Raw genomic sequence first — 19,149 nt, 5'->3', positions numbered from 1 at the left:
CGGCCAAATGCAATTGCTGACAAGGGTGAGTCCCCTTATAAATGGAGTTACTTATTCCACTAAATATGAATTACAAATATTTATATCACTTAAAAGAATATAAGCCCGACTGACCGCGATTCGGTTCCGCCAACGGAAATGCTCGCCAGGGCCCATGCCTCTAGGAGCATTTGCATGTCCGGACTTTCCCGTTGGCCTGCGCGCGCGTCGCGTTTCACCTTGCAACCCTTGGCCGCTGGCGTGCTGCTGGCGGCGTCCACCGGCAGCTTTGCCGAAGCGCCGGTCAGCACCACACCGGCGGTGGAGCAAGAAGCCAAGCTTGGCACTGTCACAGTCAATGCCCGCCGCCGCGAAGAAACCGCGCAAAGCGTGCCCACGCCAATCAGCGTGCTCGACAGCGAAACCCTGGAAACCCAACGCATCTACCGCGTGCAGGACTTGCAGCAGCTGGTGCCCAGCACCAACGTCGCCTATGTGCATGCCCGCCAGTCGAGCATTTCGATCCGCGGCCTGGGTAACAATCCGGCCAGCGATGGCCTGGAGGGCAGCGTTGGCATCTACCTCGACAACGTCTACCTCGGCCGCCCGGGCATGGCGGTATTCGACCTGCTGGACGTGGAACAGCTGGAAGTGCTGCGCGGCCCGCAGGGCACCTTGTTCGGCAAGAACACCACGGCGGGCGTGCTGAACATCACCACGCGCAAGCCCACCTTCCACCGTGAGGGCAGCATCCAGCAGTCGATTGGCGAAGACGGCTACCTGCAGACCCAAGGCAGCTTCTCGGGGCCGATCAGCGAGACCCTGGCCGGGCGCATCAGCGCCTACCGCACCGAAGACGACGGCTATGTGAAGAACATCCACAACGGTGATGATCTCAACGGCGGCAAGCGCCAAGGCTTCCGCACCCAGTTGCTGTTCAAGCCCAGCGAAACCTTCAACCTGCGCTGGATTGGCGAGTACAACGAAGAAGACTCCAACAACGGCATCCTCAGCCTGTACAGCACCGGGCCGACCATCAATGGCGTCAACCGCTATGAAAGCCTGGCCGCCCAGGCAGGGGCGACCCTGGTGTCGGGCAAGGACCGCAAGGTCAATTTCGATGCCGACCAACAGGTGACGGTGTTCCAGGGCGGCACTTCGGTGGAGGCCAACTGGACCCTGCCCAATGACTTCACCCTGACGTCGATCACGGCCTACCGCTGGTGGGACTTCACCCCGCGCAACGACGATGGCCTGAACGTGCCGGTGTTCTACAGCGCCGGGGTATCGGTGCGCGACAAGCAGTATTCACAGGAAATCCGCCTGGCGTCGCCTACGGGGGGCGCCTTCGACTACGTGCTGGGTGCCTACTACTTCAAACAGGACCTGGACAACAAGTCCTTCACTTATTACGGGCCTCAGGCCGATGTCTGGAACCTCACGCCGGCCGGTGCGCTGAACAACGTCGACACCCTCGGTGATGGGCACATCGATACCGATAGCTATGCGCTGTTCGCCCAGGGCACCTGGCATGTCACCGACCGCCTGGACTTCACTGCCGGCATCCGCGGCACCTATGAAGAGAAGAGCGCCTGGGTGACCCGCGATGCGCCGAGTGGCGGCGCCGCGGTAACCGGTGCCGCCGCTACTGCGCGCCAGGCCCGGATAGGTGCCTACGATTCGGGCGACCTCAACCAGTACAGTTTCAGCCCTTCCGGCCTGTTAGGCCTGAGCTACCGCTTCAACGAGCAGTTGCTGGGCTACGCCACCTTGACCCACGGCGAGAAGTCTGGCGGCGTCAACCTCACTGTCGGCGCCGCGCCACGGCTGGGGACCGATTCGCTGCTGGTTGGCACCGAGCGGGTCAACAATGCCGAGCTGGGCTTGAAAAGCACCCTGTTCGACGGCCGCCTGCAACTCAACAGCAACTTGTTCTGGGCCGAAGTGCATGGCTACCAGGCCAACGTCTACGACCAGATCAACCGCGTGCAATACCTGGCCAACGCCGGCCGCGTGCGTTCGCGCGGCCTGGAGTTCGAAGCCACGGCGCTGCCGATCCGTGGCCTCACGGTCAACTTCAACGGCTCGTGGAACGACGTGCGCTACACCGAGTACAAGGACGCCCCATGCCCGCCGGAGGTGAGCCTGGCCAATGCCACCGCCACCTGCGACCTGTCCGGCCACCAGGTGGTCGGCGCCTCCAAGTACATCGCCAACCTCAACACCCAGTACAAGTGGCAGGCCAGCGAGCACATCGAGCCCTACGTCACCGCCAGCTACGCCTTCCGTTCGAAGGCCGTGGGCACCATCGACGACTCTGACTTCGGCCAGATCCCCAGCTACGCACTGGTCAACCTTTCCGCCGGCGTGCGCCTGGACCAGGGCGACGGCGTGGTCGACCTGTCGCTGTGGGTGAAAAACGCCGGCGACAAAACCTACTTCACCAGCCTGTGGAATTCCGCCAACGGTGGTTATGCCGGCGTGCTCGGCACCCCACGCACCTTCGGCGCAACCGCCCGTTACGACTTCTGAGCACAAGGAGCTTTGCCATGAATGCCAAGACCCAAACCCCTGCACTGCCTGAAGGCGCCTGCCTGACGGCCAAAGTACCCGAGCGAGAAGAGGCGCTGCTCGGCGACGTGGTGGTCAACCCGTACCGCCTTGCGCCGCTGACCGCGATCATCCGCGACGGCGGGCGCAGCCTGAGTGATGCGCATGTCCGTGTGCTGGGGCGTGGCGAACGCGGGGTGGACATTGTCTACGACGTGTCTGACCGTTCGCTGTGGACCTACGGCGGTATCCCGGTATTCGGCTTGTACCCGGACCACGTCAATCAGGTAGAAGTAAGCTACAAGCTCGATGGCGAACGCATTCGCGAGCAGTACCGGATCTACGCCCCGGCCGTGCGCCTGCCGGTGGTGGCGAAGCAGACTGCCGCGTTGCCAGAGGTGGAGCCGGTCAAAGTCGCGCCAGGCTTCGAAAAGCGCCTGTACCTGTTCAACCATTTGCAGGGCGACATTCCGGGCGGCCGCGCCTTCAAGTGGAATGCCCTGGGTGGTGCGGCGGAATGGGACCAGGTGGGCAACAACTGGATTGCCGACAGCAATGGCGATGTGCGCTGGTACCTGGATATCGAACAGATCCACGACTCCAACCGCCGCGATAGCCTGGGCGGCACCATGGGCTTCCAGCAGACCCGCGACGGCAAGCTGATCTGGGGCCAGGGCCAGACCTATTCCAAGTATGACCTGCTGGGCCGACGCATCTGGCAGCGCAGCCTGCCCGACAAGTTCGCCGATTTTTCCCATGAGATCCGCGAAACCAGCAATGGCACCTACTTGCTACGGGTTGGCACCAGCGACTACCGCCGCCCCGACGGCAAACGCGTGCGCTCGATCCGTGACCATATCATCGAGGTCAGCGAGGCCGGGGATGTGCTCGATTTCTGGGACCTCAACCAAATCCTCGACCCCTACCGTGGCGACTTGCTGGAAACCCTCGGCAAGGCGGCGATCCAACTGCCGCCTGGGGTGCAGAAACAGGACGAGCGGCTGGCCAACGAATTGGCGGAGGGCGACTTGCCCTTTGGTGACACGCCAGGGGTGGGTACCGGGCGTAACTGGGCCCACGTCAATGCCATCGATTACGACGCCGATGACGACAGCATCATCGTTTCAGCACGTCACCAGGGTGTGGTGAAGATTGGCCGTGACAAACAGGTGAAATGGATTCTCGCCTCCCCCCAAGGCTGGCCGCAGCCTCTGCGTGAGAAGGTGCTGAAACCGGTCGAAAGTGAGGGCTTCGATTGGTCGTGGACCCAGCATACCGCCTGGCTGACCGGCAAAGGCACGCTGACCGTGTTCGATAACGGCTGGGGGCGCAATTTTGCGCCGACCAAGCTGAGCGGCAACTACAGCCGGGCGGTGGAGTACCGCATCGACGAGTCCAAGGGTACGGTCGAGCAGGTGTGGGAGTATGGCAAGGAACGTGGCGACGAGTGGTACAGCCCGGTGACCTCGGTGGTGGCTTACCGGCCGGAGACGGACACCCAGTTCATCTACTCGGCTTCGGTGAACTTCCTCACCCCCGAAAAATTGACCACTACCGTGCTCAACGAGGTGCGGCGCGGGACCCAAGAGGTGTTGGTGGAACTGAAGGTGTACAGCCGACAGCCGGGCTCGGTCGGTTATCGAGCACTGGTGATCGACTTGGCCAAGGCGTTCTGAGCTTGGTAGGCCTGACGTAAATTTTGTGTTGATGCGTACATCGAGCGCCGCCCGCGCGGCGCATCGCGAGCGAAGCTCGCTCCTACATTTGTTTCGGGCCAGTAACGCCTGTGACAGGCGCGCGCGACCGCCTTGTTTGTAAGACGCGATATCACGCCATGTGCCAAAGCGTACGCGCGCAAATCCCACAGGAGACATTGGCCCGAAACAAATGTAGGAGCGAGCTTCGCTCGCGATGCGCCGCGCGGGCGGCGCTCGATCTGACAAGCGCTAAACATCCCACGTCTTACCCCCACTTTTCACATTTCCCTCCGCTCGATCGTCTAACCTGAAGCAACATTTCCGGACGGGCTGTTCAACCATTCGTTCTTTTTTTCGAACAGCCTATTGTCCAACACCCCAGCAGCCGCTTAGCATTCGTTTGAGATTTCAAACGCTCGATGCCCTGCCTTGGGCGCTTTTCAACAATCAACAATTCGGGAAGCCGACATGCAGCTCAAAGACGCTCAGTTGTTCCGCCAGCAAGCCTATATCAATGGTGAGTGGCTGGATGCGGACAACGGCCAGACCATCAAGGTGACCAACCCGGCCACCGGTGAAGTCATCGGTACCGTGCCGAAGATGGGCACCGCGGAAACCCGCCGCGCCATCGAAGCCGCCGACAAGGCCCTGCCGGCCTGGCGTGCCCTGACCGCCAAAGAGCGTTCGGCCAAGCTGCGTCGCTGGTTCGAACTGATGATCGAGAACCAGGACGACCTGGCTCGCCTGATGACCACCGAGCAAGGCAAGCCACTGGCCGAAGCCAAGGGCGAAATCGCCTACGCCGCCTCGTTCATCGAGTGGTTCGCCGAAGAAGCCAAGCGCATCTACGGTGATACCATCCCCGGCCACCAGCCAGACAAGCGCCTGATCGTCATCAAGCAGCCAATCGGTGTTACCGCGGCCATCACCCCGTGGAACTTCCCGGCCGCCATGATCACCCGTAAAGCCGGCCCGGCCCTGGCCGCTGGCTGCACCATGGTGCTCAAGCCTGCTTCGCAAACCCCATACTCCGCCCTGGCCCTGGTCGAGCTGGCTCACCGTGCCGGTATCCCGGCTGGCGTGCTGAGCGTGGTTACCGGCAGCGCCGGCGAAGTTGGCGGCGAGCTGACCGGCAACTCCCTGGTACGCAAGCTGTCCTTCACCGGCTCGACCGAAATCGGTCGCCAGCTGATGGAAGAATGCGCCAAGGACATCAAGAAGGTTTCCCTGGAGCTGGGTGGCAACGCCCCGTTCATCGTGTTCGACGACGCCGACCTGGACAAGGCGGTCGAGGGCGCGATCATCTCCAAGTACCGCAACAACGGCCAGACTTGCGTCTGCGCCAACCGTATCTACGTGCAGGACGGCGTCTACGACGCGTTCGCCCAGAAGCTGGCCGCCGCAGTTGCCAAGCTGAAGATCGGTAACGGCCTGGAAGAAGGCACCACCACTGGCCCGCTGATCGACGGCAAGGCTGTCGCCAAGGTTCAGGAGCACATCGAAGACGCCGTTGGCAAAGGCGCCAAGGTACTGTCCGGTGGCAAGCTGATCGAAGGCAACTTCTTCGAGCCGACCATCCTGGTCGACGTGCCGAAGACCGCTGCCGTCGCCAAGGAAGAGACCTTCGGCCCACTGGCGCCGCTGTTCCGCTTCAAAGACGAAGCCGAAGTCATCGCCATGTCCAACGACACCGAGTTCGGCCTGGCTTCGTACTTCTACGCCCGCGACATGAGCCGTGTGTTCCGTGTTGCCGAAGCGCTGGAATACGGCATGGTGGGTATCAACACCGGCCTGATTTCCAACGAAGTGGCGCCGTTCGGTGGCATCAAGGCTTCGGGCCTGGGCCGCGAAGGTTCCAAGTACGGTATCGAGGACTACCTCGAAATCAAATACCTGTGCATCAGCGTCTGATAGCACGGTAAAGGCTTTACCTCTGCCAGTGGGGCGCGAGAGCGACGTCTCGCTGGCCTTTTTTACATCGCAGTACCTGGTGGCCAGGGCGTTTACGACAGTCGATCAACGAATACTGTTCGCGAGCACTCCCAGCCACCCCCGAATAAAAGCGCCATTCCTGTCGGCGCAATGAGGGCATTATGAGCAAGACCAACGAATCCTTGATGCAACGTCGTGTAGCTGCCGTCCCACGTGGCGTTGGCCAGATCCACCCGATCTTCGTCGACACCGCGAAGAACTCGACTGTGATCGACGTTGAAGGCCGCGAACTGATCGACTTCGCCGGCGGCATCGCAGTACTGAACACCGGCCACCTGCACCCGAAAGTGGTTGCGGCCGTGCAAGACCAGCTGACCAAGGTCAGCCACACCTGCTTCCAGGTGCTGGCCTACGAACCTTACGTAGAGCTGTGCGAAAAGATCAACAAGCTGGTCCCAGGCGACTTCGACAAGAAGACCCTGCTGGTCACCACCGGCTCCGAAGCCGTTGAAAACGCCGTCAAGATCGCCCGTGCCGCCACTGGCCGCGCTGGCGTGATCGCCTTCACCGGCGGCTACCACGGCCGTACCATGATGACCCTGGGCCTGACCGGCAAGGTCGTGCCGTACTCCGCTGGCATGGGCCTGATGCCAGGCGGCATCTTCCGCGCCCTGTTCCCGAGCGAACTGCACGGTATCAGCGTTGACGACGCCATCGCCTCGGTCGAGCGCATCTTCAAGAACGACGCCGAGCCGCGCGACATCGCCGCGATCATCCTCGAGCCAGTACAAGGCGAAGGCGGCTTCCTGCCAGCGCCGAAAGAGCTGATGAAGCGCCTGCGCGCCCTGTGCGACCAGCACGGCATCCTGCTGATCGCCGACGAAGTACAGACTGGCGCTGGCCGTACCGGTACCTTCTTCGCCATGGAACAGATGGGCGTTGCGCCTGACCTGACCACCTTCGCCAAATCCATCGCTGGCGGCTTCCCGCTGGCCGGTGTGTGCGGCAAGGCCGAGTACATGGACGCTATCGCGCCGGGCGGCCTGGGCGGTACCTACGCCGGTTCGCCGATCGCTTGCGCCGCGGCCCTGGCCGTGATCGAAGTGTTCGAAGAAGAAAAACTGCTGGACCGCAGCAAGGCTGTGGGTGAGCGCCTGACCACTGGCCTGCGCGAAATCCAGAAGAAGCACCCGATCATCGGCGACGTCCGTGGTCTGGGCTCGATGATTGCCGTCGAAGTGTTCGAGAAAGGCACTCACACCCCGAACGCTGCCGCTGTTGGCCAGGTTGTGGCCAAGGCACGTGAAAAGGGTCTGATCCTGCTGTCCTGCGGCACCTACGGCAACGTCCTGCGTATCCTGGTTCCGCTGACCGCCGAAGACGCACTGCTGGACAAAGGCCTGGCCATCATCGAAGAGTGCTTCGCTGAAATCGCCTGATGTGACGCGCTTCAGAAAAAACCCGCCTAGGCGGGTTTTTTTTATGCCCAGAAAAGCCATGTGGCGCTATGGTTGTCGGAGGACTGGCTTTGGAAGCTGCGACGGACTGTGTGTCAGGCTATTCAGGAGTAGTTGGCGATGAACGCTGCAGACCCCACCCCACCAAGCGTGCTGATTGTCGAAGGTGACCCTTGGGTTCGTGACATGCTCAGCGAGATGCTGCTCAGCGTGCGCTGTGACGCCCGCCTGCAGGTATGCGCCGACGGCTCCCAGGCGCTCAGTGCCTTGTCCAGCAAGCCCGACCTGATCATCGCCGCCCGCGAGCTGGCCGGTGTCGATGGCCTCGACCTGCTCCGCAAGGTGCGCGCCAAGGGGCCGGGGTTGCCGTTCATCCTCATGAGCAACCGCAGTGACAGCGCCAGTGTGCGCGAGGCATTGCCCCTGCACCCCACGGCCTACCTGAGCAAACCGTTGAACCTGGACAACCTGCGCAAGCGCCTGGAAGAGCTGCTGCTGGCCGTGGGCGAAGAAATCGCCTGCCCGGTGCCGGCGTTGCAGGCGGGTGCCAGCCTGCCGGCCTACCTTGAGCAGCGCCGCGCGACCGCCGATGGCGGGCCGCTGCTGGCCGATGTGCAACTGGCGATCAAGCGCGCACTCAACCCCCAGGGCCTGAACTTGAGGGTGCTTGAAGAGGAAGTGCGTAACGACCCGCAGGTCACGGCAGTATTGATCGCTGCGGCCAATAGCGCGGCCTTGCACCGTGAAGCGCCGGTGCAGACGTTGCTGCAAGCCCTGAACAAGCTTGGCAGTACCCAGAGCATGAACCTGATCCTGGGCATGACCCTCAAGCGCAGCGCGCGCCTCAGCGACCCGCTGCTGGCAGAGCACGCGGCCCGTTACTGGGAACTGTCGCTGCATACGGCGGAATATGGCCGTACCTTGGCGCGCATGCTCGAACTGGACGAAGGGCGTTGCTATTGCGCCGGCTTGCTGCATTGCCTGGGCGACCTGGCGGTGTTGCGCTGCCTGCAGGAATGGCGCTTGGCTGGGGGTGAGCTGGATGAACGCAAGGTGCAGCAATCGATGGATGAATTTGCGGCGGCATTCGGTTCGGCGTTGCGTACTCGCTGGCGCTTGCCGCTGGCCTTGCGCGAGTTGATCGCGGCGATCTACCAGTTGGGAGGCGGGGTGTATTCGCGGGAGATCCTGGCCATGAACCTGGCTGGGCAGCTATCGCGGTTGCCGGCCGAGCAGGGGTTGGAGAAAGTGGCCAGCGGCAAGACCGCACGCTTGCTCAAGCTGGGCTTGCCGGAGCTCAACCGGCTGCGCAAGGTGGATAACCCGGAGGTGAAGCCACAGGGAGAACCGCCGGAGGCTGAGGCTGAGGTTAGCGGGTGAAATATTGGGGCCGCTTTGCGGCCCTTCGCGGGCTCGCCCGCTCCCACAGGTACTGCGCAAGCCTTGAGGGCTGTGGTGAGCCTGTGGGAGCGGGCAAGCCCGCGAAGAGGCCGGTACTGGCAATACACCCGTTACGCCAATGTGCAATTTTCGAGACTCGCCAGCAAGACCAGCTCCCACAAGAAGACAGTTGCTCCCACAGCCCGCGAACACCGGCCAACGCCGGTGCCATCCTTCACGCTGGCTGATCAGCCGCGGACTATCTGGTTCTTGCCTTGCCGCTTGGCTTGGTACATCGCCGCATCGGCCCGGGCATACAGGCTATCCAGCGTCACATCTTCTTCGGTCAGCCCAGTCAGCCCCTGGCTCACCGTCACTCCGTACGTCTGCTGCCCATGGCTGAAGCTCAAGCGCTGAATCTGCCGCTGCAAGCGCTCGGCAATCTGTTCTGCGACTTCGGCGCTGCAGCCTGGGAACACCGCCGCGAACTCCTCGCCGCCAATGCGCCCGAACAGGTCGCCACGGCGTAGCACGGCCTTGCCGCTGTCGGCAATGTGTTGCAGCACCTGGTCGCCTTCCTGGTGGCCATAGCTGTCGTTGATGCGTTTGAAGTCATCGATATCCAGCAGCAGAAAGGCCAGCGGGGTACCGTCTTCGCGGGCGCTGTCGAACGCTTGCTGAGCACACTCGAAGAAGTGCCGGCGGTTACTGCTTTGGGTCAGCACGTCGGTGGTGGCCAGGCGCTGCAGTTCGCCTTCGAGTTGCTTCTTCTCGGTGATGTCTTCGGCGATACCGACAATGATGACCCGGTCGCCCTCGTGCTGCTGGTTGATGTAGCACTTGTCGCTCAGCCAGCGCAGTTGCCCGTCGGCATTGAGGATACGGTACTCGCGGTCCTCCACTGCGCCCTTGAGCAGCACCTGGGCCAGGCTGCGTTCGGCGAACTCGAGGTCGTCGGGGTAGATGCTGTCGCGCCATTCGTTGTAGTCGGCCAGCACCAGGCTGACCGGGCGGCCGAAGATGCGTTCGTAGGCAGGGCTTACATACAGCACCTGGCGGGTCTCCCAGTCGAAGGCCCAGAGCACAGCGTTGACGCTGTCGAGCAGCGAGCTGAACAGCTGATCGCGCTCGCTCAGGCGGGCAACCTCGCCTTGGGCATGGAGGAGCGCCAGTAACGTCTGGGCGGCTTCAGGAGGTGGGGTGCCGGGCAATGTCGTTGGAATATTCTTGGCCATGTGCACGAAGCGGGTCTCAACGTGAAAGCGTGCGGCCAGCATCCGGCCCGCCACGCGGGCGATGTGCCGAATTTGAGTGGAAACCTGGGGGCTAAGTTCCGAACGGCACGCCCCACGTTGGGGCGTGCCGATCAACGGCGGTCAGGCGCCGGTCGGGCGCAGGGAGTAGGTCTTGAGTTGTGCCGCGAAGTCGCGCAGGGCGTGGATGCCGCTGGTTTCGGCCTCGTGGACCCAGTCCTTCATGGCCGCCAGCATGTCGTGGCCGTTGGCGCTGGTGCGTGCCCAGATCTGCTGCAGGGCCAGGCGCTTTTCGTAGATGGTTTTCAGTGCCTGGCTGTGCGCGAGCATCGACTCGATACGCACGTGGTGGCGGTCCTCCAACAGGCTGGTTTCACGCGACAGCAGGCGTTTGGCACGGCGGAAGCGGTGACGCACCGAGGCATCGACGCGGGCCAGTTCCTGTTGCACCAGCGGGCCGATCACCAGCTTGCGGTACTGGGCCATGATCTGGAAGCGGTTGTTGAGGATGGCCATGGCGGTGTCCATGTCCAGGTTGGCCTTGCCGGCCACCCGGTGGGCGATGGGCGCCACGCGCTGCACTTTGGCCAGGCGCAGCAGGCAGAACAGGCGGATCCACGCCCAGCCCATGTCGAACTCCCAGCGCTTGACCGAGAGCTTGGCCGAATTGGGGTAGGTGTGATGGTTGTTGTGCAGCTCTTCGCCACCGATGACGATGCCCCACGGCACCAGGTTGGTGGCGGCGTCGCGGCATTCGAAGTTGCGGTAGCCAAGGGCATGGCCCAGGCCGTTGACCACGCCAGCGGCCCAGAACGGAATCCACATCATCTGCACCGCCCAGATGGTGATGCCGATGGTGCCGAACAGCAGCAGGTCGATCACCGCCATCAGCACGATACCGCCCAGTTTGTAGCGCGAGTAGAGGTTGCGCTCGATCCAGTCGTCCGGGCAGTTCTTGCCGTAGATGCGCAGGGTTTCGGGGTTGCGTGCCTCTTCACGGTATAGCTCGGCACCTTTGCGCAGCACCGTGCTCAAGCCCTTGTACACCGGGCTGTGCGGGTCGTCTGGGGTTTCGCACTTGGCGTGGTGCTTGCGGTGGACGGCGGTCCACTCGCGGGTGTTCTGCGCCGTGGTCAGCCACAGCCAGAAGCGGAAGAAATGCTTGAGCGCGCCGTTGAGCTCCAGGGCCCGGTGCGCGGAGTAGCGATGCAGGTAGACCGTGACGCTGACAATGGTCACGTGGGTCATCAACAGAGTGATGCCGACCAGTTGCCAGGCCGACAAGTCGAGCAGGCCGTTGTACCACATAGGTGTAAATACCCTCGAAATGCAGCAGGAGGCGCTGATTATCCCTTGAGGGGGAAATAAAACCAGCCAAAGCTGACAACGCGATGTTTCAGGCATGGCACGTTGCAACAAATGTAGGAGCGGCCTTGTGCCGCGAAGCGCCGCGCGGGCGGCGCTCGATCTTGAAACCACCTCAAACCGCACGTCGAGCACCAGAACCTTTATAATCGCCACTCCTTTTTGATGGTCTATCCCACCCGACATGTCTGTTTCCGTTCGCGACGCCTTGCGCATGGCTGCGCTGTATGTGGTGCTCTCGATCCTCTGGCTGGCGCTGGCCGAGGTGATGCTGCACGGCATGACTGAAGACCCCCTGGCGCTGACCGTGGGGCGGCAAATCAACGTGGTGCTCTGGGTGCTGCTCAGTGCCATGCTGATCTATGTGTCGCGGGTGCGCCTGCTCAACTTCATCGGCCATGGCGCGCGCTTGCGTTGTGAAGACCGTGAACGGCTGCGCATGGCTGCCGCGGTGTTCGACAGTACTCTCGAAGGCGTGCTGGTGACCGACCGCCAGGGCCTGATCGTGCACGTCAACCGTGCCTTCATGCGCATCACCGGCTACCAGCAGGACGAGGTCATCGGCCAGCGCCCGAGCAAGTTCAAGTCGGGCCGCCATGGCCTGGCCTTCTACCAGCAGATTTTCGCCACCCTGGCCGAAAAGGGCGAGTGGAGCGGTGAAATCTGGAACCGGCGCAAGAGCGGCGAAATCTACCCGCAGTGGCAGACCATTTGCGCCATTCGCGATGACGAAGGTGAGCTCAGCCATTACGTGGCGGTGTTCAGTGATATCAGCGCGATCAAGCATTCGGAACAGGAACTGGCCTACCTGGCCCATCACGACCCGCTTACCGGTCTGCCCAATCGCCTGCTGTTCACCGACCGGGTCGAGCAGGCATTGGCGGCGGCGCAGGCCAACAAGCGCGGTTGTGCCTTGTTGCTGCTGGACCTGGACCACTTCCAGAGCATCAACGACGGCTTGGGCCACACGGTCGGCGACCAGTTGCTGAAACTGGTGGGCGAGCGCCTGGGTGAAGCGTTGGGTGCCGGCGTGACCCTGGCGCGCCTGGGCGGCGACGAGTTCGGCGTGCTGGCCGAGAGCTGCCAGCAGGTCGGCCAGGCGGGCAAGCTGGCGCAGAGCATTATCGAGCGCATGCGCGAGCCCTTCATGTTCGATGGAAATCGCCTGTTCATCAGCGCCAGCGTCGGTATCAGCCTGTTCCCCAGCGATGCCTTGAGCGCCGAGCAGTTGCTGCGCAATGCCGACGCGGCGTTGTACAAGGCCAAAAGCAATGGGCGAGCCTGCTACGCGCTGTACACCGAAGAGCTTACCGCCCACGCCCAGCACCGGGTCGAGACCGCCGGTGAGCTGCGCCGGGCCCTGGAGCAGGATGAGCTGCGGGTGTTCTTCCAGCCGGTGCATGACCTGGCGACAGGCCGACAAGTCGGGGTCGAGACGCTGGTGCGTTGGCAGCACCCCCAGCGCGGCCTGGTGCCGCCGGGCGAATTCATCCCGATTGCCGAGCGCACCGGGCTGATTGCCGAAATCGATGCCTGGGTGCTGCGCCAGGCCTGCCGGCAAATGGTGCAGTGGCAGGCCGAAGGCCGGCAGCTGACGTTTGTGGCGGTGAACATTTCCAGCCGCCTGTTTGGCCAGCACGAGCTGTACCGGCAGGTCGCCGAGGTGCTGCATGAGACTGGCCTGGCCCCGGCCTTGCTGGAGCTGGAAGTGACTGAAAGCGCGGTGATGGAAGACCCTGAAGTGGCGCTGGAGCAACTGCACCGTTTGCGTGAGCTTGGGGTGACCCTGGCCATCGACGACTTTGGCACCGGGTATTCGTCGCTGCTGCGGCTCAAGCGTTTGCCGGTGCAGAAGCTGAAGATCGACCAGGGCTTTGTGGCCGGGTTGCCGCTGGACGAGGATGACATCGCAATCGTGCGGGTGATCATCGCCCTGGCCCGTAGCATGGGCATGCAGGTGCATGCCGAGGGCATCGAGCAGGCAGAGCAGGCCAGCTTCCTGCTGCAGGAACACTGTCAGTTGGGGCAGGGGTACTGGTTCGGGCGGCCGGTACCGGCTGCCGATTTGCATTGGGTTTGAGATCGAGCGCCGCCCGCGCGGCGCATCGCGAGCGAAGCTCGCTCCTACATTTGTTTCGGGCCAGTCACGCCTGTGGCAGGCGCGCGCGACCGCCTTGTTTGTACAACGCAATATCGAGCCGTGCGCCAAGGCGTTCGCGCGCAGATCCCACAGGAATAATTGGCCCGAAACAAATGTAGGAGCGAGCTTTGCTCGCGATGCGCCGCGCAGGCGGCGCTCGATCTACGCCCTCACAAATTACTCAAACCCTGCTCAACGCTTGTTCAAGCCTTTCGCCAGGCGGTCCCCACCCAGCTGGATCAACGCCACCAACGCCACCAGCATGGCAATCACGGTCAGCATGATCTGGCTGTCGAAACGCTGGTAGCCATACCGGTAGGCGATATCCCCCAACCCTCCGGCACCAATCGCCCCGGCCATCGCCGAGGAGTTGATCAAGGTCACCAAGGTAATGGTGAACCCGCCCACGATACCCGGCAGCGCCTCGGGCAGCAGCACGTGCCAGACAATGTGCCAGCGCCGGCAGCCCATGGCCTGTGCGGCTTCCACCAATCCATGATCGACCTCACGCAGGCTGACCTCGGCAATGCGCGCAAAGAACGGCGTGGCAGCAATGGTCAGCGGCACCACCGCCGCCCACACGCCGTAGGTGGTGCCTACCAGCAGACGGGTGAAGGGGATCAGCGCGACCATCAGGATCAGGAACGGGATCGAGCGGAACAGGTTGACGAAGGCGCCCAGCACCCGGTTCAGCAGCGGCGCTTCGAAGATCCCGCCCTTGTCGCTGGTGACCAGCAGTACCGCCATCGGTACACCCACCAGCAGAGCGATCAGCGATGACACGCCAACCATCAGCAGGGTATCGAGCAAGCCTTCGAGCAGGCGATCAAACCACATGGCCCAGTACCTCCACGTCTTCGGCCCAACGACGGGCACGCTCCAGCAATTGATGGGTGTCGTGCGGCGAGTGTCGCACCGAGAGGATCAGCTGTCCCAGGGCATGTTCGCCGATGGTTTCCACACCGCCCTGCAGCAGGCGCACGCGCCCACCCAGGTCGCTGAACAGGGCAGACAGCTCTGGCTCACCGAGCACTGTCAGTTTCAGCACCACGGCGCTGTCACGGCTTACCGGGCTGGCCTGCAGGCTGGCCTGCAACGCGGCGGGCAGCCTGGCTTGCAACGGGGCGAGCAGGGTACGGGTAACCTCGTGGCGGGGCGAACCGAACACCCGCCACACTTCGCCCTGCTCGACCACCGCGCCGCGCTCCAGTACCACCACTCGGTGGCAGATATCGCGGATCACCGCCATTTCGTGGGTGATCAGTACGATGGTCAGGCCCAGGCGCTGGTTGATGTCGCGCAGCAACTCAAGGATCGAGGCCGTGGTCTCCGGGTCCAGCGCCGAGGTAGCCTCGTCGCACAGCAGGATTTCGGGGTCGTGCACCAACGCCCGGGCAATGCCCACGCGCTGCTTCTGCCCACCGGACAGCTGCGCCGGGTACACATGGTGCTTTTCCTGCAGGCCAACCAGCTCCAGCAGCTCGCGCACCTTGCGCTGGCGCTCGGCCTTGGCCACGCCGGCCACCTTCAACGGCAGCTCGACGTTCTGCCACACGGTCTTGGCCGACATCAGGTTGAAGTGCTGGAAGATCATGCCGATGCGTCGGCGCAGGGCCACCAGGTGGTCCTCGTCGAAAGGCGCGATGTCCACCTGGTCGATCAGCACCCGGCCTTGGCTGGGTTGTTCCAGGCGGTTGATGGTACGCAGCAGTGATGACTTGCCGGCGCCGCTGCGGCCGATGATGCCGAAAATCTCGCCATGGCGGATGTTCAGGTCGATGCCTTGCAAGGCCGGTTGCGCCTGGCCAGGGTAGGTCTTGCCCAGGCCGATGAAGCGCACATGGGCTTCATTGACTTCCGGGCGCAGGGCCTGTTCCTTGACCGTTGGCGGCAATGGTTGTGGGGTAGGCGCCCTGAGCGCGTTGGCCTGGCTCATGTCAGCCTTCCCAGCCGGCTTGGTAGAGTTTGCCATGGGCCTTGTCGAGTGCCGCGCGCACGGCTGGCGAGTGCTGGTAGATGTCGACGAACTTGGCCAGGCGCGGGTCGTCCTTGCTCTGTGGGCGGATGACGAACTGAATCACGTATTCCTTGTTTTCCAGGCCGTCGAACAGCAATGCCGAGGTGGCATCGAAGGTGTTGGCCAGGCGGATGTAGGCCGGGTAACCCTGCACCAGGTCGGCGTCATCGTAGGCGCGTACCAGCTGAACCGCCTCGACCTGCAGGATTTTCAACTTTTTCGGGTTGGCGACGATGTCGTCCTCGGTGGCCTTGTAGCCAACGCCTGGCTTCAGGCTGATCAGCCCAGCCTTGGCCAGCAGTTGCAGGCCCCGGCCACTGTTGATCGGGTCGTTGGCGATGGCCACGCTGGCGCCTTCTGGCAGATCGGCGAAGCTTTTGTACTTTTTCGAGTACAGGCCAACGTTGTTGATGATGCCCGAGGCGTAAGGCACCAGGTTGAAGCCTGCAGCAGCTTTGGCGTTCTCGAGGAATGGGATGTGCTGGAAGTAGTTCACGTCGATGTCGCCACTGTTGAGGCTGACATTGGGCGCGATCCAGTCGCTGAACTCGATCAGCTTCACTTCCAGGCCTTGTTTGTGCGCTTCTTCTACCGCGGCTTCCAGCGGAATGGCAAAGGCCGAGGTGGTGCCGATCTTCAGCGGTTCGGCAGCCAGGGCGCTGGCGGACAGGCCGAGGGTGAAGGCAATGGCCACGACGGGCCGGAACAGTTTCTCAAGCATGGTGCAGGGCTCCAGTCGGGGCAGGGGTTGGGGTAAAGCGGTAAGCCGAACCTGGGTGGTCGGCGGGCAAGTGCGGGTGGTCGGCCTGGAACAGCTTTTCGCGCAGGGTGCCTTCGGCGTAGGCGGTCTTGTAGCGGCCACGCTGCTGCAGTTGCGGGATGACCAGGTCGATGAAGTCCTCAAAGCTTTCCGGGGTGACGGTGCGGGTCAGGTTGAAACCGTCCAGGCCGGTTTCATCAATCCATGCGATCAACTGCTCGGCCACCTGTTCGGGCGCGCCGACCAGGGTGACGTAGCGGCCTCCCAGGGCGTGCTGCTGCAGCAGGCGTCGGCGGGTCCAGGCGTTGTCCTGCAACTGGCGCGTGGCCGACTGGATGGCATTGCCCTGGCTGAAGCCGATCGGCTCGTCCAGCCCATAGGCCGCAAAGTCGATGCCGGTGGATGCGGCAAAGTGTGCGACGCCGGCTTCTGGGCTTGCATGGCGCAGGTACTCGGCATGCTTGGCCTGGGCTTGTTGCTCGGTGGCAGCGACGATCACCGTGATGCCCATGAACACCTTGACCGCCTGCGGGTCGCGGCCGGCGGCCTGGGCGGCTGCGCGCACCTTGTCGACTTGGGCGCGGGTCGCCGCCTTGTCCTGGCCACTGATGAATACGCATTCTGCATGGTTGCCGGCGAACCCCAGGCCACGCTGCGAGCTGCCCGCCTGGAACAGCACCGGGGTGCGCTGCGGCGAGGGTTCGCACAGGTGGTAGCCTTCGACGTTGTAGAACTCGCCGTGGTGGCTGACCTTGCGCACCTTGTCGGGCTGGGCATAGACGCGCTGCTCCCGGTCGGCGACCACGGCGTCGTCAGCCCAGCTGCCTTCCAGCAGCTTGTAAAGCACCTGCAGGTATTCATCGGCCTGGTCGTAGCGGCGGTCATGCTCCGGTTGCTGCTCCAGGCCCATGGCCCGGGCGGCGCTGTCGAGGTAGCCGGTGACGATGTTCCAGCCCACCCGGCCATTGCTCAGGTGGTCGAGGGTGGAAAGGCGCCGGGCGAACAGGTATGGCGCCTCGTAGGTGAGGTTGGCGGTAAGGCCGAAACCCAGGTGGCGGGTAACCGCGGCCATGGCCGAAACCAGCAGCAGTGGGTCGTTGACCGGCAGTTGAATCGACTCTTTGAGGGTCACGTCCAGCGACTGCCCGTAGATGTCGTAGGTACCGACGATATCGGCGATGAACAACCCGTCGAACAGGCCCCGCTCCAGCAGGCGGGCCAGGTTGGTCCAGTAGTCCAGGGTCTTGTATTGGGTCGAGGTGTCCCGTGGATGGGTCCACAGGCCGTGGTTGATGTGCCCGATGCAGTTCATGTTGAAGGCATTGAGCAGAATCTGCTTGGCCATCAGATGGTCCCCCGGCGTGGCGGGTTGGCATCGTTGAGGTAGTAGTTGCCGATGGCGTGGTACTTCCAGCGCACCGGGTCGTGCAGGGTGTGCACGCGAGCGTTGCGCCAGTGGCGGTCGAGGTTGTGTTCGGCCAGGGTGGCCTGGCTGCCGCCCAGTTCGAACAGCGCGGTGCCGGCGGCGAGGGAAATCTCGGTGCTGATGGCCCGTGCTTCGGCGACGGCGATGGAGGCGGCGGCGACGTTGTCGGCGGTACTGTCGTCGCGCGCGCGGTCGAGGTATTCGCCGGCGCGCTCCAGCAGGGCTTCGGCGGCGTGCAGGCGGATCGCCAGATGGCCGAAGCTTTTCAGCGTCAGCGGGTCATCCGTGGCCTTGTCCAGGCCGGAGTCGACCCACGGGCGGCTGCGCGTGCGCACGAAGTGCAGGGCGTCTTCATAGGCGGCGCGGGCAATGCCGGTGTCGATGGCGGCATGGAGGATCTGCGCCAGCGGGCCGACCGGGGTGGGGCGCTCGAAGGCGCTCTGGAATGGCACCACGTCGGCGGCGTCGACGTACACGTTGTCGAACACCACCGAACCGCTGCCGGTGGTGCGTTGGCCGAAGCCGCTCCAGTCATCGATCACTTGCAAGCCCTGGCTGTCGGCTGGGACGAAGGCCAGTTGCTGCACGCCTTGGTCGTCGACGACCGAGGTGGGAATGCGCTGGGCGTAGATGGCGCCTGTTGAATAGAACTTGCGGCCGTTGATACGGAAGCCGTTACCGTCACGGCTCAGCCGGGTGGTGCGCTCGTTGGCGGTCTTGGTGCCCAGCTCGGCCAAGGCGTTGCCGAAACGGCGGCCGGCCAGTACTTCGGCGTACAGGCGCTGTTGCTGTTCGGGGCTGCCGTTTACCCGCAGCACTTCCAGGCCGTAGAAATGGTTTTGCGGGATCTGCCCGAGCGATCCGTCGGCCTGGGCGATACGGGCGATGACCTTGGCCAGGGTGACGTTGGACACGCCGGCGCCGCCGAAGGCCTTGGGCACGCTGATGGCCCATAGGCCGGAGCGGGTGAACAGCTCCAGTTCGGCGTGCGGCAGGCGGCGCTCGCGGTCGCGCAGGGCGCTGTCGCGGCGCAGTTGCTGGGCGATGTCTTCGGCGACATTCAGGGCTTCGGTGTCGCTGGTGATGATTCTTGTAGTCATGGTGTTTCTCCAGGGCCATCGGGGCCGCGTTGCGGCCCTTTCGCGGCGCAAGGCCGCTCCTACAAGGAATCGCGCACGGCTTTGTAGGAGCGG

Annotated in this window: 13 protein-coding genes; 6 read left to right on the top strand and 7 right to left on the bottom strand. The window is 63.3% G+C overall.

Annotation, left to right across the window (positions count from 1 at the left end):
• Window positions 1-174: 174 nt before the first annotated feature.
• The 5 genes from ACNFBR_RS19560 (at window position 175) to ACNFBR_RS19540 (ending at window position 8,995) form a co-directional block, all read left to right on the top strand.
• Window positions 175-2,511 (top strand): TonB-dependent receptor, encoded by a 2,337-nt coding sequence (locus tag ACNFBR_RS19560; protein WP_416736374.1) that lies wholly within the window; start codon window positions 175-177, stop codon window positions 2,509-2,511.
• Between the two features lie 17 nt (window positions 2,512-2,528).
• The gene (locus ACNFBR_RS19555; RefSeq protein ID WP_416736373.1) at window positions 2,529-4,205 is read left to right on the top strand and encodes an aryl-sulfate sulfotransferase; all 1,677 of its coding nucleotides are present in this window, start codon (window positions 2,529-2,531) and stop codon (window positions 4,203-4,205) included.
• A 489-nt stretch (window positions 4,206-4,694) separates the two neighbouring features.
• Window positions 4,695-6,137, top strand: coding sequence for an NADP-dependent succinate-semialdehyde dehydrogenase (gene gabD, locus ACNFBR_RS19550; protein WP_012270020.1), 1,443 nt, complete (start codon window positions 4,695-4,697; stop codon window positions 6,135-6,137).
• 182 nt (window positions 6,138-6,319) lie between these two features.
• Window positions 6,320-7,597 carry a 4-aminobutyrate--2-oxoglutarate transaminase gene (gene gabT, locus ACNFBR_RS19545; RefSeq protein WP_416736372.1) on the top strand — a complete coding sequence of 426 codons (1,278 nt, stop codon included), beginning with the start codon at window positions 6,320-6,322 and terminating at the stop codon, window positions 7,595-7,597.
• A 138-nt stretch (window positions 7,598-7,735) separates the two neighbouring features.
• On the top strand, window positions 7,736-8,995 hold the full coding sequence (locus tag ACNFBR_RS19540) for a response regulator (RefSeq protein ID WP_416736371.1): 1,260 nt from the start codon (window positions 7,736-7,738) through the stop codon (window positions 8,993-8,995).
• A 248-nt stretch (window positions 8,996-9,243) separates the two neighbouring features.
• On the opposite strand, the gene ACNFBR_RS19535 is transcribed toward ACNFBR_RS19540, so the two are convergent.
• Entirely contained in the window at window positions 9,244-10,272 is a 1,029-nt protein-coding gene (locus tag ACNFBR_RS19535) for a GGDEF domain-containing protein (protein WP_416736370.1), read from the bottom strand.
• Window positions 10,273-10,371: 99 nt separating this feature from the next.
• Window positions 10,372-11,556: a delta-9 fatty acid desaturase DesA gene (gene desA / locus ACNFBR_RS19530; RefSeq protein WP_416736369.1), complete on the bottom strand. Its 1,185-nt coding sequence runs from the start codon at window positions 11,554-11,556 to the stop codon at window positions 10,372-10,374.
• 241 nt (window positions 11,557-11,797) lie between these two features.
• Between desA and dibA the strand changes: the two genes are divergently transcribed.
• Complete coding sequence (gene dibA, locus ACNFBR_RS19525) at window positions 11,798-13,693, top strand: phosphodiesterase DibA (protein WP_416736368.1); 1,896 nt, start codon at window positions 11,798-11,800, stop codon at window positions 13,691-13,693.
• Between the two features lie 252 nt (window positions 13,694-13,945).
• Here the strand turns inward: dibA and ACNFBR_RS19520 are convergent, their stop codons facing one another.
• From ACNFBR_RS19520 to ACNFBR_RS19500, 5 genes are read right to left on the bottom strand one after another with little or no spacing between them, the layout of a single operon-like run.
• Complete coding sequence (locus ACNFBR_RS19520) at window positions 13,946-14,590, bottom strand: methionine ABC transporter permease (protein WP_105947411.1); 645 nt, start codon at window positions 14,588-14,590, stop codon at window positions 13,946-13,948.
• Window positions 14,580-15,689 (bottom strand): methionine ABC transporter ATP-binding protein, encoded by a 1,110-nt coding sequence (locus ACNFBR_RS19515; RefSeq protein ID WP_416736367.1) that lies wholly within the window; start codon window positions 15,687-15,689, stop codon window positions 14,580-14,582. Before ACNFBR_RS19515 ends, ACNFBR_RS19520 begins: the two co-directional genes overlap by 11 nt.
• 1 nt (window position 15,690) lies before the next feature.
• Window positions 15,691-16,491 carry a MetQ/NlpA family ABC transporter substrate-binding protein gene (locus ACNFBR_RS19510; RefSeq protein WP_416736366.1) on the bottom strand — a complete coding sequence of 267 codons (801 nt, stop codon included), beginning with the start codon at window positions 16,489-16,491 and terminating at the stop codon, window positions 15,691-15,693.
• The gene (locus ACNFBR_RS19505) at window positions 16,484-17,875 is read right to left on the bottom strand and encodes an LLM class flavin-dependent oxidoreductase (protein WP_416736365.1); all 1,392 of its coding nucleotides are present in this window, start codon (window positions 17,873-17,875) and stop codon (window positions 16,484-16,486) included. Before ACNFBR_RS19505 ends, ACNFBR_RS19510 begins: the two co-directional genes overlap by 8 nt.
• The gene (locus tag ACNFBR_RS19500) at window positions 17,875-19,056 is read right to left on the bottom strand and encodes an SfnB family sulfur acquisition oxidoreductase (RefSeq protein WP_416736364.1); all 1,182 of its coding nucleotides are present in this window, start codon (window positions 19,054-19,056) and stop codon (window positions 17,875-17,877) included. Before ACNFBR_RS19500 ends, ACNFBR_RS19505 begins: the two co-directional genes overlap by 1 nt.
• Window positions 19,057-19,149: the final 93 nt, after the last annotated feature.

Source organism: Pseudomonas sp. NY11955 (assembly GCF_048068035.1).
In the GTDB taxonomy this organism is placed as follows: domain Bacteria; phylum Pseudomonadota; class Gammaproteobacteria; order Pseudomonadales; family Pseudomonadaceae; genus Aquipseudomonas.
This window is presented reverse-complemented; position numbering and strand designations above follow the sequence as displayed.

What these genes read in the sequence shown, in the direction of transcription:
- desA (WP_416736369.1), bottom strand. Translation starts at nt 11,556, where the DNA reads ATGTGGTACAACGGCCTGCTCGACTTGTCGGCCTGGCAACTGGTCGGC.
- ACNFBR_RS19520 (WP_105947411.1), bottom strand. Translation starts at nt 14,590, where the DNA reads ATGTGGTTTGATCGCCTGCTCGAAGGCTTGCTCGATACCCTGCTGATG.
- ACNFBR_RS19505 (WP_416736365.1), bottom strand. Translation starts at nt 17,875, where the DNA reads ATGGCCAAGCAGATTCTGCTCAATGCCTTCAACATGAACTGCATCGGG.
- ACNFBR_RS19515 (WP_416736367.1), bottom strand. Translation starts at nt 15,689, where the DNA reads ATGAGCCAGGCCAACGCGCTCAGGGCGCCTACCCCACAACCATTGCCG.
- ACNFBR_RS19560 (WP_416736374.1), top strand. Translation starts at nt 175, where the DNA reads ATGTCCGGACTTTCCCGTTGGCCTGCGCGCGCGTCGCGTTTCACCTTG.
- dibA (WP_416736368.1), top strand. Translation starts at nt 11,798, where the DNA reads ATGTCTGTTTCCGTTCGCGACGCCTTGCGCATGGCTGCGCTGTATGTG.
- ACNFBR_RS19540 (WP_416736371.1), top strand. Translation starts at nt 7,736, where the DNA reads ATGAACGCTGCAGACCCCACCCCACCAAGCGTGCTGATTGTCGAAGGT.
- gabT (WP_416736372.1), top strand. Translation starts at nt 6,320, where the DNA reads ATGAGCAAGACCAACGAATCCTTGATGCAACGTCGTGTAGCTGCCGTC.
- ACNFBR_RS19510 (WP_416736366.1), bottom strand. Translation starts at nt 16,491, where the DNA reads ATGCTTGAGAAACTGTTCCGGCCCGTCGTGGCCATTGCCTTCACCCTC.
- ACNFBR_RS19500 (WP_416736364.1), bottom strand. Translation starts at nt 19,056, where the DNA reads ATGACTACAAGAATCATCACCAGCGACACCGAAGCCCTGAATGTCGCC.
- gabD (WP_012270020.1), top strand. Translation starts at nt 4,695, where the DNA reads ATGCAGCTCAAAGACGCTCAGTTGTTCCGCCAGCAAGCCTATATCAAT.
- ACNFBR_RS19555 (WP_416736373.1), top strand. Translation starts at nt 2,529, where the DNA reads ATGAATGCCAAGACCCAAACCCCTGCACTGCCTGAAGGCGCCTGCCTG.
- ACNFBR_RS19535 (WP_416736370.1), bottom strand. Translation starts at nt 10,272, where the DNA reads ATGCTGGCCGCACGCTTTCACGTTGAGACCCGCTTCGTGCACATGGCC.